This is a genomic window from Streptococcus sanguinis (assembly GCA_013378335.1).
GTDB lineage: Bacteria > Bacillota > Bacilli > Lactobacillales > Streptococcaceae > Streptococcus > Streptococcus sanguinis_I.
Map to the genome: position 1 here is coordinate 2,110,406 of CP040556.1, position 15,531 is coordinate 2,125,936.

Genomic DNA, 15,531 nt, shown 5'->3' on the forward strand with positions numbered 1-15,531 from the left:
ATTAACTCTCCTTAAGATTCCATGGGGCAGTTCCTAAAGTTACCAACAAACTAACAAATTCATCTTCACCATCCAAATTCAGAAATTCATTAATCTTATCATCATCAAAACCGGCAATCATACATGAACGTATTTTATTTGCAGTAGACATCAAGTGTATATTTTCTGATACAATTCCTGTATCAACATGTACAAATCTATAAGATTTTTTGCCATATTTCCACTTTATTCTTGCAACATTACCGACAAGAATCACTACTGCACTAGCATCCTTCATAAATTCTTGATTCACACAACAATCTTTTAAGCGCTCCTTCATATATCCTTCTTCAATAAGCATCAACGAATTAGACAAAAAATCATAATAATATAATCCTCTCTCAATTCCTTTTACTCTATTTGCAACAACGTATAAATCATTTGATTGTAGCCCACCAGCTGATGGAGCATATCTGAGACTGAAATCCTCCTTATTATAAGCTCTCATAGTTCCTCTTTTACCATAAGAAAAATAGATAATATCACTTAAAACCTCAAAAGGGATCTCTTGGTATGAATAATCTCGCCTAGAAGCTCGGATTCTCATTAAATCATAAATGGGCATACCACCATTCTTTTCATTACTTCGATTTTCTAGTTTGTAAATTTTTGTATTCAAGCCATAATCTTTTACCAAACTAGGAGAATGTACAGACCCTGGATTCAAAAAAATTGATTCATCAATGTCGTCTTGATCATATTTTAAATAATTTGTAATTAGAGACAAATGACTCTGTTCCCTCTTACTAGCATGTCGCTTTGCAATATTAATAAAGTCTAAAATTTGAACATCATAATTGCTTTCTGTTGTTTTCATCCCGTCAATATTTATATCCATGATACTACCCCTAAATTTAATATCTTAATGATATGATGCGATTCCTAAACATATATTCTCAATTCCATCTAAATTAAGTATGCTATGAACTGCATCATCGTAAAATATTTTCGTTATATTAACATTATTTAAATTGTCTTGTAAAATTTTGATTGCCTCGCCCGCATCCAGCAAACATTGTCGATAACCACTAGCTCCAATAAATCTCATATATCGCCATGGTTTTCCAATCACAAAAATATATATATTGTTAACTGCATCAGATTGTTTAGTCAAAAAAATACTACCTATATCGTCAGCTGAGATACTGTTAATTTGTTTAATAAACAAATCACTATTTCTATTTAATATATAAACTCTGCCATTTACATATACCATGAAATTAATACCATCGTCTACCTCTTTAAATTTTGAGTTTTTAAATAAATTAGACAGTTGACCTATAGAAGAATTTTCAGATTTTAAATCATTAATGTTTTTTATAATTTGCTGTTCTTGCATCAAGTCTTCTTGTAAAGGATCATTAAATTTTGACTTCGCCCACATATTAACCCGGTGCATCTCGTCTAATCCATTAATAATTTTATTCTTAATTTCATAGTAAATCTTTGAGTTCTCATGATATACTTCTGCTATATTATCTATTTTAGATAAGCGTCTCATATAGTCATTTTCAAAACTCCCTCTAAGGACTTTACTGTTCTCTGTAGGGAACAGCTCTTGTTCATATTTATCCATATGATTTCCCCCTAAGATTCTCACAAAAACATATTTTTAAATCCACTATTCTTCTTACAAGCTGGACATCTAGGATATTTCAAAATATTAATGTAGTCAAACTCCATGTTTTCCATATCAATTTTAACAACTGAGTTTGATAAAGAAGTATTACTAGAGTTCAAATATTTAAATACTTCGTTACATACAATACCTGAAAGAGTATCAGCATAATGTGGTAGAGTTAAAATCATATCCTCTGAAGCAATATCATCTACATACTCTCTGTATAATGAATAATCGTTTCTCGCATAAGTAGGATAAGAAGCATCTAACTGGATTTCAACCTCATTAAAACAAGCTGTAGAGCCTGGAATAAAAATTGGCCCAGCATAACATTCACTTCCATCAATATATGACAATAACCACACTCGATTGTGTTCTATACATGCAGAGTTCAATTTATGAAGTAGATTAGAGCGCAACATATCTTGTGAATAAATAATAAAATCAGATTCTTTTACAAATGCTTCAATGTATTCTGTGCTAAAAGCATCATAAATTTCTAAAACATTAGAATACTCATCTTTTGCAATTTTAACATATTTCTTACCTAAAGGAACTTCACGATAATGTAAATATTTTTCCTCTATTTTAGAATTTTGAACCTCTCTATCATCAATCAGAATAAAGTTTTGCAATCCTAAATTTGTAAGCATACTAAGTACACGACTGCCTAAAATTCCTAAACCAACAATACCAATGGTAAGATCTGCTAATTCATCAATTTTATAATTGAATAGTAACTTATAATACGAATTTAAAATATCATCTGTTTTCTTAAGGATAATATGTTCAGTCTTACACTCTTGAATGAAACCAATAACATCATCTGCCTCTTCAATATCATAAAGACTCAAAAAATTATTGATTGTCGCTGGCTTTTTAAAAAATTTAAAAACTTTCCCCATTAAACCGGATTTGTTTTCATCTTCAAATAATTTAGAATAGCCACTTTGACCAGAGTGTTTAATCAAAACCTCGTTAGAGTTAATCGGGATAACTCTAATATAAGGATTAACCAAAATTTCTTCATCTAATGTATTATTCATGTCCAATTCTCCTTTTTAATATAAAAACGCATTTTATAAATTAATATAATTTAAAAATTCTATCCCTTACCCAAATATTAACCAAAATTAAATAGGATCAATAAAGTGTATTAAATTTCACTACTTTCACTTTCAGTTGTAGCTACAATACTACACCAACAAGTACAAGTACAGCAACCAGCTGCTGGTTTAATATCATCAATTCTTGATGACAGTTTATCGAATGAACGGTCAGAAATTTTAATTAACATAATTTACCTCCGATTTTATATATTAATTTACAAAATGCTGATGAACTTATGGATAAGGGACAGGATTTTTATTGAGCTCTTCAAAAGTTAATCTTCTATTAGAATACCCCATTTCTTTTGGTAATTCATAGTATCTACTATGCCCATAGAATGGCTTAGAATGCAAATAAGGTGGGCATAGTTCTGGGATAAAAATTTTAATTATTTTATTATGTTTCATCTGCATCGGTGTAAAATCAAAATAAATTGGGTCAATCCCCTTCTTCTTTAATAAACCCAATTTGTAAAATTAAGCTAGACAGAAAAAGCCATCTATGTTAGGCTCAGATAAACACCACATTTGTCTGAAAGGAACTAACATAAATGACCTATACACATCTTACCACAAACGAGCTTGTAATGATAGAGGCTTACTACAAAGAAGGTATAAAAGTTACAGATATTCTAAAAGCTCTTGGAAGATCAAAACAGACCATCTACAATGTCATCAACTATCTGAAAGAGGGGCACTCTGCTTATGATTACTATAACCGATATAAAATCAATAAGAAACGCTGTGGCAGGAATAAAACAAGGCTTACGCAAGCAGAAAAAGATTTTATCCAAACTCATTTGGAACAAAATTGGAGCCTTGATGTCATTAAAGGAACTTATCCAGATAGGGTTTCTTGTTCTATGAGAACTCTCTATCGACTAGCAGACCGTGGTATTTTAAAGAAAGAGGATCTCCCTTGGAAAGGCAAAAGAAAACCAAATGGTCATAGCGAAAAACGAGGAAAACAAGCGTTTCGCAGAGATTTACGTGAGAGAGCAGCCATTTATCCTAATTTTAAGACAGAATTTGGTCATCTAGAAGGGGATACCATTGTTGGCGAGAAACACAAAAGTGCGGTTATTACTTTGGTAGAACGCCTCTCAAAAGCCATCATCACACTGAAAACTAATGGACGGAAAGCAAGTGATATTGAGGTTTCCATCAATCAATGGTTGTCTCAAGTTCCCAGCCATCTTTTTAAGTCGATAACTTTTGATTGTGGGAAAGAATTTTCTAATTGGAAGTCTATTTCGAATGCGCATGACATTGATATTTTCTTTGCGGATCCAGGCTGTCCTGGTCAAAGAGGCCTCAATGAACATTCTAATGGCTTATTAAGACGAAATGGATTACCGAAACAAATGGATTTTACTGCTATTTCTCAAAATTATTTATCAGCTATCGCTGATAAAAGAAATAGAATTCCTAGGAAATCTTTAAATTATCAAACACCATACCAAGTTTTTCTGAGTTACTTGAAAAGTCTAACTTAATTTGACAATTTAGGAAATTATATAAATATTCCAATTTATTTTCCCTATTTGGATATTTTTTCTGTAAATCACTGAATTTAGTAAAATTACTTCCTCCAAAATAATCTTTTAGTTTTTCAAGATTATTTCTATACCCATAAAATGACATAATCTTAAAGAAATGATCAATATTACTAATATCTGCATCTCTATCTACTTCTAACATCTTACGCATCCCTTGCGAATAAGATGTATCAGGAGACATAAGTGAGAATAATATTGGTTCCAGTGACTGCCCGTATTCTTTGAATGCACTTAAAATAGCTTTTTCAATATCTACATCCACACCTCCTCCTGCAATAAAAGCATAGCGATTAAAATTTGGATTTATCTGTACAGCACTTACCACTGGTACATCAAAATCTAATGTATGTAGATAATAATTAATCTCTCCTCCCAATAATTCCGATTTTTCTTTATAATTATTAAATTCATCTTTAGATAACTTTTCATCCAACACAATAGGATCAGGAGAGATATTACATGTCCATCTTAAGTTTACCGCATCACGTTCTATTAATTCTGTAATTCCACGATAGACCGTCTCTTCAAAGTTTATGTTGCTTGCTAATCCGCCACTAGTTGAATATCCTATACAAGTTTCATTAGGCTTAAGCATATAAAATAACAATATGAGCTGGGCTGGAACCAATATTTTTTCCTTTGAAAATAGACGCTCACCCTCAATCCACCCAATGTATGAATCTTCAGTAAAAACTTCATATTGAAAATCACTAGATTCATATTGTTCTTTGGCAAAAAGTTGCAAAGAATCTGGACTAATTACGTTTTCCCCTCTTTTTACTAAATCTTTGTAAGTAGAATAAATTATACTGTCTTTAACCTCCAGATATGCTAAAGAACCAAACATTCTTTCTGCCATTTCAGAAATACTAGAAATAAATGCTTGATGTAAGTATATTCCTTTTCCACCTACATTTAAACTCTTATCAAAATCAGTGTTTAAGTCAGATAATCCTAAAAGCTTATTCAAAATATAGTCAACGTCATAATTTTCAGTGAAACTAGCATACATCTGCAAAATTCCACCCGGACCAAAATACGAATAATTTCGTTTAAATGGACCGTATGGTGAGAAGAAAGTAGTCAAATCTAATGTTGACTTAGCATCTTCTTCGTTGGTAAAATATCTAAACAAAGAATTCCCTTGATTCAAATAATTTTTTTGAACTTCCATATAATTTTACCCCCACTTGAATGTCTTTTTCCCGATTGATAAAAAAACAATGGTACTTATAAAGATATAAACATAAGAAGCTATACGAAATTTATAATCTGTTCCAATCAAATCACTTTGGAGTAATAAATTTACCTGTGTCAACGGTAAAATGCTGGAAATCGCTTTGGTTAGAGTTGGCATATTATCCAGTGGGAAAGTAGTCCCACTAAAAATCAGCATCACAGTAAATAAAGTAGACGTTATCGCATGAACAGATTTAACTTCTTTTACATAAGAACCAATAAAGAATGCTAATGCAAAAAAGTAAATTGATGAAATAATTAAATCAATAATAAACAGGGTATAATTAGTGGAAAATACACCATTAATTATCAAAGCTATAATTAGCTGAGCTAAAATCCCTAAAACGGAAAATACACACAACACAACATAATCTGCACAAATCAATGTTAAAGATGAAAGTCCTGTTGTTTGAAGTCTTTTCAATACTTTATTCTCACGATTCATGGCTAGATTAATTGTAACTCCCAGTAATCCAGCGGCAGCAATCGTCATACCTATATTACCTGGAAGCGTACTTTGTATAACACTTTTGCCTTGTAAAACAATCGTACTGATAAACATAATCAACGGAAATACAATAATAAACGTGGCCCCCATCGGTTCTCTAATAAAGGTTTTAAGTTCACATACAATCATAGCCTTTAAGTTTCTCATGATAAGCTCCCCTTTCTAACCGTCACTTTTTTATCACCAATAAAAAGAATATCGTCACAAACTGCAGAAATTTCCTCCTCTCGATGTGAAATGAATACAATCGTTTTTCCTTCTTGTCTCAGCGAACTCATAACAGAAAACAGGGTATGCCTTGTTTCTGTATCAAGGCCATTCGTCGGTTCATCTAAAAATAAAATATCAAATTTTTGCAGGAGAGCAGTACCAATAATAACTCTTTGTTTTTGACCAAAAGATAGTTCATCATAAGCAACTCCTTCTTGTTCATCTAGTTGGAGAAGATGTATGACTTCTTCAATCTTTTCTGTATTTCCCCTTCCTAATATTGCAAACAATTGTAGACATTCTTTAACTGTGAGCCTTTTAGGCAGCGATACATCTTGCAAAACAGCGCTGCATATTGAGAAAATATATCGTCTGGTTTTATTAAAATATACAGGTTTGTTAAATATTGTTATTTCTCCCTTTTCCCAAGGAATCAGACCCAGTATACAATTAATAAGTGTAGATTTTCCAGATCCATTTTCCCCTACAAGTCCGTACACTTTCCCTTTTTCCAAGAATAAATCAATATTATCAAGAATCTTATCATTAGAGTAAGAAATTGTTAAATTATGAATCTCAACAGCATTTACCATCATCAAACTCCTTCATTCACACTTTTTTTATCGGCACCCACAATTCAATGTAAAAATCAGAAGATTTAACATTGTTTCCATGGTATAATTCCAGTTCATAACTATCTGCATATTTATAACCTTCTTGAGGTAAGAATACACCAACCAAATAATTCCAAGCGCTATGAATATTTGCAGGAACCTCACCTTCTAAACCTAGGACTGCATATTTCATTGCTGGAATCTCAATAACAGTAAGGCCCATTTGAATCGCTTGCTTTTCAATAACATTGTCAGACAGATGATAAGCAATCATATATTGGATCTCAGTATTCTCCTCCGTTTGAAAATAAAGACCATACATTTCTATGCTTTCGGGTTTAATATATCCTATCTTTTCTTGTAATTTTTGACCTAAATTCTGCCAAACTTCTATTGACATCTCGTCAGGACTCAAACTCTGGCTTATTCCCACTAATTTAAAAGACTCTTTTTCTTTAATACTCGCATCGAACTCTCCTCCACTAATTGTTACTGAAAACCTTAACGGCTGAGCTATATGAAAGCTTTGTCCTGACTTTACGTCAGATGGAGATATCCCATGAAACTTTTTAAATGCATAGGAAAATGAATCAGGAGAACTATATCCATAAGTCATAGCCACTTCAGCAATGTTCCCCCGTCCTTCCTGTAGATCCTCAGCTGCTTTACTCAGCTTTCGAAACCGAATATATTCTCCTAAAGAAATGCCACTTATAATCGAAAAAATTCTGGCAAAAACATCATACGAATAGGAAGTTATTCGATAAATTTCTGATGATTCAATATTAGAATCTAAATGATTATCAATGTATTCTAAAGCTTTATTAAACGATGCAAAGTCATTCATAGTCTACCTCTTATAAAAGACAACCATCGCTCCTTCATCTTTATAAGGCTATTTTAGCACTAATTTTCGAACTTTTCCCGAGAATTCTCGTACGAATTTTATAGTACAATATCCATATTACAAATTATGCAAGAGCATTGAATTGTCATTGAATTCATGGTTATTTTACATCAAAAATATTACATTTCTTTTGATACTAATGTAACAATACTGTTTCATAATAGTACTTTTATCCTAGATCCATATATATAAATAAAAATTCTTCACCAACATTCTCACTCATCATTTCTTCTTATATCCATCTATTGGACTCAATAAAAAGCATCAAGCTAAAAATCAAAGCACTGCTTTGAGGCTGTAGATAGAGGCCGAAACAGACGGCTGCTTCATCAGCCGCAAATGGGTATATCTTTGATAAGAAACCGAATAAAAATCATACGTGAAATACTCCTTACATGATTAACTTTCTGAAACAATTTATCAAAAAAAGGAGAACAATCCCCTTCTTTGTCTTAACATTCTAGCTGTCAATTGGCAGCTCTACACAGACCCTGCCGGCTTTGCAATCATCAATAACGCTTAGATAGGAGAAAACGCAAGAGATAGTAAAGTCCCAAAACCAGGATAATGGTCACGGTCAGAAACTGATTGAGACTTAAGATGATTGGGAAAACCATAGACAAAACGCTCAAGCACGCTGCCAGCAGCAAAAGGATATTAAAAAGCAGAGTGCGAGTCTTTTCGTCAATCATGCGATTGCGCTCATCAGTCACCTGAATGTAGAGCTTCTCAAAATTTTCCTCCCGTCTTAGGGCCATATTATACCGAATGGTCAGTAAAGAAAGCCCCAGCAGTATGCCGACCATGACTCCTTCCTGCTGATCATCCAGAGAATGAAAATGGCTCCAGGCCAGTCCTACCAAGATGATAAAGATTAAGATACGCCCCACCATAACTTTCCTTTGAAGTTTTTTCCGAAATTCTTGTTTCGTTAATGTTTCCATGTCAGCCTCCTATTTTTCATACGCTTGAAAAATTTTTAACATCACCACAATCAGGAATATTCCCACAAAAGGCAGGATTTCCTTAGGGATAAAATTGGCTTGCAAATGGAGATAATATAAGCCAACCACCACCAAAATAGCCAATAGCCATTTACACAAATAAGTCCATTTCATGATTCATCCTCCTCAAAGAGAAAAACTTCTTCAATCCTTAAATTGAAAAAGGATGCAATTTTATGAGCCAAAAGGAGCGAGGCATTGTAGCGGCCTTTTTCCAAAGAAATAATCGTTTGTCTCGTGACCTCTAGCTTCTCAGCCAGCTCCTCCTGGCTGAGCTTTTTTCTTTTTCGCAATTCTTGAATTCGATTTTCCAAGGCTGCCTCCTTCCCGTAATGTAAAACTAACTTTACTTTTCAGATATAGTATAGCTCCCTTTACATCTTTTGTCAAGAAGAAAGCGGCAAAAAAGAGGCTGGGACAAAAGTCCTAGCCTCTCAATTGTCTTTGGATTGTCGAGCAAGACGCAGTGGTTGAGTGGGCTCTATTACGCTGATTTCATCAGCTTTTACAGCCCTACTCAACTGTGCGGAGGTGGGACGACGAAATCGAATTCTAACGAATTACCGATTTCTGTCCCACTCTCTTTTAGCATCTTGATTGATTTCCTTTGTTATTTGCCTTTTAAAGCTACAGTCAACTCGACACAGGCTCCTCCTTGGTCTGGATTGAGCAGGGTCAGACGACCACCGTGCAAGAGAGCTACCTGCTTAGAAAAGGCTAAGCCGATACCATGATGGGGATTAGCTGAATTGCGGCTTTGGTCACTCTGGTAAAAGAGCCGTTCCGCTCCCAGCAGCATCTCCTCTGAAAATGCAGGGCCGTTGTTCCAGATAGCAAAAACCAACTGGTCCTGCTGCACTGATACCCTTAGCTTGACTTCCTTTTGATCCTGGTCTGCATGTTCAAGCGCATTCAGTAAAATATTGAGCAAAGCCCGCTTGAGATAGTCCAAATGAATCGACAAAATCAGACTAAGATCACAATATTCTTGGAGATAAAAACGATAGCTATCCTGTTTACTGAACAGTGCCCAATCGTCCTGGAGATAAGCCAAAAAGTCCTCTAAGGAAAGCTGACTGAACTGATTAGAATCAATCTGAAAAGTCTTAGCGTAATCAATAAGAGAGCCACAATATTCTTCCATCTTGTGACTAGCCTGCAAAATCTCAGCAGCATAGTCTGCCTGTGGCTGGCCCAACTGCGCCAATTCCAAGAGCTCAGCATTCCCCTTAATCACAGTTAGGGGCGTTTTTAAATCGTGCGATGTCGCTGATAGCTGTAAAATCAACTCCTGATTATGCTGCTGCTCTTTTTCTAGAAGACGAGCATTTTCTTGGTGGCTGCTCCGTAAATCGCTATAGACTTCTAGCATTTCCTCAATCCGAAAAAGCTGGCCTTGATTTTCTTCTAAAAGCTTCTTGCTCTTTAGCATTTTTATTTCCCTGTCGATTTTTCGGAGCAATTTCAAAATATGATAAAAAGTAATCAGCAGCAAGCTTCCTGCCCAAAAGAATAAGGTGAAAAGGGCATAATCACTTCCTTGCGTAAATTCATAGCCTATAAGCACAAAAATCAAAACATGGAAAAAGACGATTTTTAAACTGGTTGTCCAGACTAGGCTTTTGAAATTTCGTGTTCTAATTGCCATCTATAGCCTACTCCTCTCACGGTTGCGATTGCTTGCAACCCTTCTTGTTTGCATTTTTGACGAATCTGATATACGTATTCTGAGATGGAGCGAAGCTGTGTTTCTGAACTTTCCGGGTAAAGCAAGGTATGAAGACGTTCAGCTGAAAAGGTCTGCTTGGGATTGCTAGCTAGTAAATGCAGTAACTTAAACTCTCGCTCTGAAAATTTCAAGACTTTACCAAAACAGGCAACTTCATAGCGCTCTGGATAAAATTGACAAGAAGCAATTTCAGAATATCGCTCCTCACGTCTTTCCTCCCGCCTAAGATGAGCCCTGACACGCGCCAGCAATTCTTTAGTTCCAAAAGGCTTGACAATATAGTCATCTGCTCCGCGAAAGAGCCCTTCCACCTTGTCTGCCTCCAACTCCTTAGCCGTCAGAAAGATGATTGGACACGAAAGATGTGGACGAATGTAGGAACACAGCTCAAAACCATTAACAGGCTCCATCATCACATCCAGCAGAATCAAGTCATATCCGACAAAATGCGTCAGCTCTATGTCTTCTATCCGATCAAGCGTCTTCACATCATAAGCATCGAGCTCTAGGACGTTTTTCACCAGCTTCAAAATGCTCCGGTCGTCATCAACCACCAAAATACGATACTGTCTCATGATTTCCATTATAGCATACCTCTAGCGAACATCTCGTTTCAAGGTTAAGAATATAGCAGAGCTCCAAACCAAAGCTAACCATAACAGCTGTATTCCTAGCCCTGATAGATCTATTGAATGCTGAAGTCCTTCATACTCAAAAAGATTTAGCGTAGCCAGATCGGGCAGGTACTTTGCTTCTTTGATGAAGGTTGCCAATAAACGGCTGAGGCCAATCAAGAGAGGAAAGAGCACCGACACCGGCACAACCAAGATTGAAATAACAAAGCGAGGCCGGCAGTTAAAAAAGCCAGAAAAAAATTGCTGAGAAGACCAAAAGAGCTGTAATAGAGAAATTTCCCCAGTAAGGACCAGCTAAAGTCTAGGCCAAAACGAGCCAGCATAACAAGGAAACAGCTGCCTATCATGATACTGTAGAGGACCAAGAGCAGCAAGACCAGAAAAAAGGATTTCCCAGCCAACCAAGCCGTTCTATTTGATACGGTTAGAAAATTCGTTCGCATCCCAGACTTGACAAACTCCTGGGCAAAATAGAGCGAAGTAAAGATGACGATGACAGGCTGCGCCAGATAGAGGGCATGCAAAGCCTCACTCAGAGCCTTTGTCTGACCAACTGCTGTCTGACTGTAGTCAAGATTCATCAGAAAAAATGGAACGACTACCAGAACCACCAAGGCGGCACCAAGAGCGAGATAGTGAGAACGGAACTTAATCCATTCACTTTTAAGCAGAGCTTTGATCATCAGTAGCGCCCTCCTAAATCCGTCTTCAAAAAGCGCAGAGAGGTCATACCGCCGATGACTAGTAACCATGCACCAAGTATCAAGAGCCCTTGCAAGGGATTGTTGACATATTGGGAAGTTGGCGTTGCAGCAAACAACTCTCCTGCTGGCTGTGGCAGATAAGCTCCCCAACTCGTGTGAGCTGCCAGGTAGTTTCCCAGATTATAGATTTGGGGTACGAGAAAAAGCAGAGGTACTAGCATGGTCCGAGCCAACAAACCTAACAAAAACGAAAGGATTCCCAATAAGGTCAGAGATAAGGTTTTCCACAAAATCAAACTCCAAGCTGCCTGATTGAGCAGAATCGGATCAAGTCCTTCCTTTCCTAAAGCGAGATGCATGACCATATAACTAAAGTAGATTGATAAAAAGCTAGTGGCAAGAGAAAAGCAAGTAAAGGTCATGAGTTTCCCCACAAGCAACTTCAGGCGGTTATTACAAGTCAAGAGACTGGTTCTCAAGCTATGAGACTGAAATTCCATAGCTCCCAAAATTCCAGCTAAAATGACCAAAACCATGACCGCCATAGAAGCCCCGTTGAGACCTAGATATTCCAGCGGATCAATGGCGTTTATCAGATTAGGAACCGTCTCAGGCGTAGCATCCAAGCCAATAGACAAATACTGTCGGCCCTCCAGCCAGGATACGACAGGCACCAATAGCAACATAAAGGCCAGACTCACTTTGAAAGCCTTGGTTAAGCGAATTTTCAACCATTCTGAATGCAATAAAGACATCGTTTCTTTCATCTTAAACCTCCTCTGTCAAATCAAAGAAGAGATCTTCTAGACTATTTGAATCTTGCAGCACCTCTTCCAATCGTCCCTGCTCAATAATTCGCCCATGATGAATCAAGACTACATCATCAGTCACCATTTGCACCTCTGACAGGATGTGGGAGGATAGAAGTACCGTTTTCCCTAAATCAGCCTGCTGACGGATGAACTTTCTAAACCACTTAATCCCACTTGGATCCAGTCCATTGGTCGGTTCATCTAATATAAGAAACTGAGGATCACCCAGCAAAGCTGCTGCTAAACCCAACCGCTGACCTTCCCCCAGAGACAGGCTTGACAAGAGGTCCTTCCTCTTATGAGCGATTCCAGTCATCTCCAAAACCTCATCGATCCGAGACTTGGGAATAGCATTACTCGCCGCAATAATTCTCAAGTGGTCATAGACCTTTCGATTTGGCAGACCTCCAATGCCGTCAAAGGCTGCACCTACCGTTCTGAGCGGATAAGTCATCGACTGGTAGGTCTGCCCATCAAAAGTCGCCGTTCCTGCTGTCGCCCGATCTAATCCCAAGAGAATCCTCAAGGTCGAACTTTTCCCTGCACCATTTGGGCCCAGAAAGGCTGTAATCCGCCCGCTTCTAGCTGTAAAAGAAATATCTTCTAAAATCTGCTTGCTGCCATGCTTTTTGCAGATTCCTTCTATTTTTACTATATGTTCCATATTGAACTCCTTTTGATTTTTCTTTAGTATATAGGGGCAAGTTCAGAGAAAGTTCAGACAAGAAAAGAAACTTGCCTTGCGACAAGTTTCTTTTCTATACTTTCAGTTTTCTCAATATGAATTTCTTTTCTTGACTTACTCACTTAGTTCACCTCTTTTACCATTATAGTAATTTTTTAATTCATCATAGGAGTGAATCTCATGTTCTTGACCATCTACAGAATAGTCAGCTTTGATTTTAACTCCAGACAAAGTCTCCTGCCCCTTAGGCGCAAACCAATGAAGAAGTGTGTCGAAGACCTCGGCATTCCCCATTTGATCATAGCGCATGGATAACTTTTCATCTCCATTAATTATTCCCTTTTCTATATTAGGAAACATACTGAACAAGTTGATGTTAGAATCAGGTTTCCCATTACTAGCGCTAGTAATACTTCTATAATCAGTTGCATAGTAGTAACCTATGTCAGAAATACGATCACTTAAATTTGTCATGGAAAGTGAAATAATATCTAATTCTTTTGTGCTAGGAATTTTATCTGAATCAGTTGGACTATAATAGTCTCCCTTTCCTAGATTATAGTAAAGCTTTTCCACTTCAGAGATGGGTTTCCCAGCTTCTAGTACCTCAATATAAATAGTGTCCTTATAGGCTGGTCCTCCAAATGTAGGAAGGCCAATACGTATAACTTCATTTTTTTTATTCTCTTTACGAACTTTTTCTAACACATTGACTGTAGAGCCTTTTTGAGTATCTAAATCATAGTACGAAAAACTAATAAATTCTGTATTTGTGCTCTTAGAATCTTTCAATCTTATTTCCTTGTAGCTTCTGCCAAAAAGATACCGCCCTCCAACTAACACTGTATCAGCACCAGAAAGAATATATTTCTTTTCATCCCCTAACACTTTGATTTTATTTATATCCAATTCATTTACTGATTTAATAATTTTGGGTTCAGATTCTTTTTCTGAAGAGCGCTGATGATAAAAATAAACGACTCCAAGAACTATGAAAGAAATTGTTACAATCATCCCAATCCAATATCTATATCTCATCGTCTCACCCCTTTATATCAAAACGTTGTATTAGAGCCTACTAAATTTGAAAAATACTTAGAATCCGTCGTTTGCCAATCTGCATAAGAGAAACTTTCTATCTTAGATAAACTCAGCAGTCCGTCATATACACCCTGAAAACTAATTTCTTTCTTACTTTTATCACTAACAATATGATTACAATTAACTTGAAATAATTCCTTTACATTAAAAAGTCTTACAACAAGTTCTTATCTCATTTTTCGACTGCATCCCAGAGCTGGCGGATACTTTTTTTCTGCACGGGATCGACAAAGTGTGGGGCGATTTCCACCAGAGATTGCAAGACAAAAGCCCGCTCAGCCACATAAGGATGAGGAACTATCAAATTTGGACTGTATATCTCCTCTTGCCCTATGTAAAGGATATCCAGATCAATCACACGCGGTCCCCATTTGATCTCCCGCACACGCCCTAAATCAGCTTCGATGGCCAAGAGCGTCTGCATTAACTCCTCAGGATTGAGCCAAGTCTCAACTTCAACAACTTGATTGAGAAACGGATCCTGCTCAACGCCACCCCAAGGCTCTGTCTCGATACGGCTTGATGCCTGCAAAATTCTTATATTTTGCTCTGCCATTTTTTCCAAAGCAACATCCAGATTGGCAGCTAGGCTGCCTTGATTGCTACCCAGAGCAATAAAGGCCTTCCGCTTTTGACGCACTAGCTTGACTGAGCAGGTCTCTAAAGGCAGAGGCACTGGTGCCCAAGGCTTCTTGACTTCCAAGCTGACCTTCTGTACCAAAGGGTGAGTCAGAAAAATCCGATCAATCAGCTTGTAAGCCAGCGTCTCAATCAAGTCTTCCTTGCTTTCCTGACACCAGCGGGTCAAATCTTGAGCCAATTCTCCATAGTGGATAGAAGCCGTCAGGTCGCCTGTTTTGGCAGCCCGAGTCATATCATAGTCCAAAATCAGATCCAGCACAAAACGCTGGCCTAATTCCTTCTCTGCTCCAAACAGACCGTGATAAGCATATACTTCCAAATCCTTTATGCGCAGCTGATCCATTCCCTTATCCTTTCTGATTCAAGTTTCTGCATTTCATCCTTGATAAAACTATCTAACCTTTCCGGACACG

17 protein-coding genes and 3 pseudogenes are annotated in these 15,531 nt (G+C 36.8%); 2 read left to right on the plus strand and 18 right to left on the minus strand.

What is annotated here, in order from left to right; genetic code table 11:
* Position 1: 1 nt before the first annotated feature.
* The 3 genes from FFV08_10785 to FFV08_10795 are packed head-to-tail and all read right to left on the minus strand — an operon-like array spanning position 2 to position 2,706.
* Complete coding sequence (locus FFV08_10785) at positions 2-877, minus strand: SagB/ThcOx family dehydrogenase (GenBank protein ID QLB53031.1); 876 nt, start codon at positions 875-877, stop codon at positions 2-4.
* A gap of 24 nt (positions 878-901) precedes the next feature.
* Positions 902-1,615 (minus strand): hypothetical protein, encoded by a 714-nt coding sequence (locus FFV08_10790; protein QLB53032.1) that lies wholly within the window; start codon positions 1,613-1,615, stop codon positions 902-904.
* Positions 1,616-1,635: 20 nt separating this feature from the next.
* Positions 1,636-2,706, minus strand: a complete 1,071-nt coding sequence (locus FFV08_10795; GenBank protein ID QLB53033.1) for a TOMM precursor leader peptide-binding protein — start codon at positions 2,704-2,706, stop codon at positions 1,636-1,638.
* A gap of 518 nt (positions 2,707-3,224) precedes the next feature.
* Between FFV08_10795 and FFV08_10800 the strand changes: the two are divergent.
* Both FFV08_10800 and FFV08_10805 read left to right on the plus strand, forming a co-directional pair.
* A pseudogene (locus FFV08_10800) lies at positions 3,225-3,346 on the plus strand (TIGR00730 family Rossman fold protein).
* On the plus strand, positions 3,321-4,265 hold the full coding sequence (locus FFV08_10805; protein QLB53034.1) for an IS30 family transposase: 945 nt from the start codon (positions 3,321-3,323) through the stop codon (positions 4,263-4,265). Before FFV08_10800 ends, FFV08_10805 begins: the two are co-directional and overlap by 26 nt.
* Here the strand turns inward: FFV08_10805 and FFV08_10810 are convergent.
* The 15 genes and pseudogenes from FFV08_10810 to folK form a co-directional block, all read right to left on the minus strand.
* Complete coding sequence (locus FFV08_10810) at positions 4,198-5,502, minus strand: hypothetical protein (protein QLB53035.1); 1,305 nt, start codon at positions 5,500-5,502, stop codon at positions 4,198-4,200. The two genes, FFV08_10805 and FFV08_10810, sit on opposite strands and share 68 nt — an antisense overlap.
* 6 nt (positions 5,503-5,508) lie before the next feature.
* A complete protein-coding gene (locus FFV08_10815; protein QLB53036.1) occupies positions 5,509-6,222 on the minus strand; it encodes an ABC transporter permease in 714 nt (237 codons plus the stop codon).
* Positions 6,219-6,881, minus strand: coding sequence for an ABC transporter ATP-binding protein (locus FFV08_10820; protein QLB53037.1), 663 nt, complete (start codon positions 6,879-6,881; stop codon positions 6,219-6,221). Before FFV08_10820 ends, FFV08_10815 begins: the two co-directional genes overlap by 4 nt.
* A gap of 13 nt (positions 6,882-6,894) precedes the next feature.
* The gene (locus FFV08_10825; protein QLB53038.1) at positions 6,895-7,746 is read right to left on the minus strand and encodes an AraC family transcriptional regulator; all 852 of its coding nucleotides are present in this window, start codon (positions 7,744-7,746) and stop codon (positions 6,895-6,897) included.
* Between the two features lie 569 nt (positions 7,747-8,315).
* Positions 8,316-8,750 carry a hypothetical protein gene (locus FFV08_10830; GenBank protein QLB53039.1) on the minus strand — a complete coding sequence of 145 codons (435 nt, stop codon included), beginning with the start codon at positions 8,748-8,750 and terminating at the stop codon, positions 8,316-8,318.
* Between the two features lie 9 nt (positions 8,751-8,759).
* Positions 8,760-8,924, minus strand: coding sequence for a hypothetical protein (locus FFV08_10835; GenBank protein ID QLB53040.1), 165 nt, complete (start codon positions 8,922-8,924; stop codon positions 8,760-8,762).
* Positions 8,921-9,124 carry a helix-turn-helix transcriptional regulator gene (locus tag FFV08_10840; GenBank protein QLB53041.1) on the minus strand — a complete coding sequence of 68 codons (204 nt, stop codon included), beginning with the start codon at positions 9,122-9,124 and terminating at the stop codon, positions 8,921-8,923. Before FFV08_10840 ends, FFV08_10835 begins: the two co-directional genes overlap by 4 nt.
* 203 nt (positions 9,125-9,327) lie before the next feature.
* Positions 9,328-9,396: pseudogene (locus FFV08_10845) on the minus strand (NUDIX hydrolase).
* Positions 9,397-9,420: 24 nt separating this feature from the next.
* Positions 9,421-10,458, minus strand: coding sequence for a HAMP domain-containing histidine kinase (locus tag FFV08_10850; protein ID QLB53042.1), 1,038 nt, complete (start codon positions 10,456-10,458; stop codon positions 9,421-9,423).
* On the minus strand, positions 10,425-11,123 hold the full coding sequence (locus FFV08_10855; protein QLB53043.1) for a response regulator transcription factor: 699 nt from the start codon (positions 11,121-11,123) through the stop codon (positions 10,425-10,427). Before FFV08_10855 ends, FFV08_10850 begins: the two co-directional genes overlap by 34 nt.
* A gap of 12 nt (positions 11,124-11,135) precedes the next feature.
* A pseudogene (locus FFV08_10860) lies at positions 11,136-11,857 on the minus strand (lantibiotic ABC transporter permease).
* The gene (locus FFV08_10865) at positions 11,857-12,645 is read right to left on the minus strand and encodes a lantibiotic ABC transporter permease (GenBank protein ID QLB53044.1); all 789 of its coding nucleotides are present in this window, start codon (positions 12,643-12,645) and stop codon (positions 11,857-11,859) included. The pseudogene FFV08_10860 and the gene FFV08_10865 overlap by 1 nt, the downstream one beginning before the upstream one ends.
* A 1-nt stretch (position 12,646) precedes the next feature.
* Entirely contained in the window at positions 12,647-13,354 is a 708-nt protein-coding gene (locus FFV08_10870; GenBank protein ID QLB53045.1) for an ATP-binding cassette domain-containing protein, read from the minus strand.
* Between the two features lie 135 nt (positions 13,355-13,489).
* Positions 13,490-14,413 carry a hypothetical protein gene (locus tag FFV08_10875; protein ID QLB53046.1) on the minus strand — a complete coding sequence of 308 codons (924 nt, stop codon included), beginning with the start codon at positions 14,411-14,413 and terminating at the stop codon, positions 13,490-13,492.
* Positions 14,414-14,648: 235 nt separating this feature from the next.
* Positions 14,649-15,461 carry a 2-amino-4-hydroxy-6-hydroxymethyldihydropteridine diphosphokinase gene (folK, locus tag FFV08_10880; protein ID QLB53047.1) on the minus strand — a complete coding sequence of 271 codons (813 nt, stop codon included), beginning with the start codon at positions 15,459-15,461 and terminating at the stop codon, positions 14,649-14,651.
* Between the last annotated feature and the right edge of the window lie 70 nt (positions 15,462-15,531).

Bases quoted from the DNA above. Each gene is read 5' to 3' on its own strand.
- FFV08_10785 (QLB53031.1), bottom strand. From the start codon at position 877: ATGGATATAAATATTGACGGGATGAAAACAACAGAAAGCAATTATGAT.
- FFV08_10790 (QLB53032.1), bottom strand. From the start codon at position 1,615: ATGGATAAATATGAACAAGAGCTGTTCCCTACAGAGAACAGTAAAGTC.
- FFV08_10795 (QLB53033.1), bottom strand. From the start codon at position 2,706: ATGAATAATACATTAGATGAAGAAATTTTGGTTAATCCTTATATTAGA.
- FFV08_10805 (QLB53034.1), top strand. From the start codon at position 3,321: ATGACCTATACACATCTTACCACAAACGAGCTTGTAATGATAGAGGCT.
- FFV08_10810 (QLB53035.1), bottom strand. From the start codon at position 5,502: ATGGAAGTTCAAAAAAATTATTTGAATCAAGGGAATTCTTTGTTTAGA.
- FFV08_10815 (QLB53036.1), bottom strand. From the start codon at position 6,222: ATGAGAAACTTAAAGGCTATGATTGTATGTGAACTTAAAACCTTTATT.
- FFV08_10820 (QLB53037.1), bottom strand. From the start codon at position 6,881: ATGATGGTAAATGCTGTTGAGATTCATAATTTAACAATTTCTTACTCT.
- FFV08_10825 (QLB53038.1), bottom strand. From the start codon at position 7,746: ATGAATGACTTTGCATCGTTTAATAAAGCTTTAGAATACATTGATAAT.
- FFV08_10830 (QLB53039.1), bottom strand. From the start codon at position 8,750: ATGGAAACATTAACGAAACAAGAATTTCGGAAAAAACTTCAAAGGAAA.
- FFV08_10835 (QLB53040.1), bottom strand. From the start codon at position 8,924: ATGAAATGGACTTATTTGTGTAAATGGCTATTGGCTATTTTGGTGGTG.
- FFV08_10850 (QLB53042.1), bottom strand. From the start codon at position 10,458: ATGGCAATTAGAACACGAAATTTCAAAAGCCTAGTCTGGACAACCAGT.
- FFV08_10855 (QLB53043.1), bottom strand. From the start codon at position 11,123: ATGGAAATCATGAGACAGTATCGTATTTTGGTGGTTGATGACGACCGG.
- FFV08_10865 (QLB53044.1), bottom strand. From the start codon at position 12,645: ATGAAAGAAACGATGTCTTTATTGCATTCAGAATGGTTGAAAATTCGC.
- FFV08_10870 (QLB53045.1), bottom strand. From the start codon at position 13,354: ATGGAACATATAGTAAAAATAGAAGGAATCTGCAAAAAGCATGGCAGC.
- FFV08_10875 (QLB53046.1), bottom strand. From the start codon at position 14,413: ATGAGATATAGATATTGGATTGGGATGATTGTAACAATTTCTTTCATA.
- folK (QLB53047.1), bottom strand. From the start codon at position 15,461: ATGGATCAGCTGCGCATAAAGGATTTGGAAGTATATGCTTATCACGGT.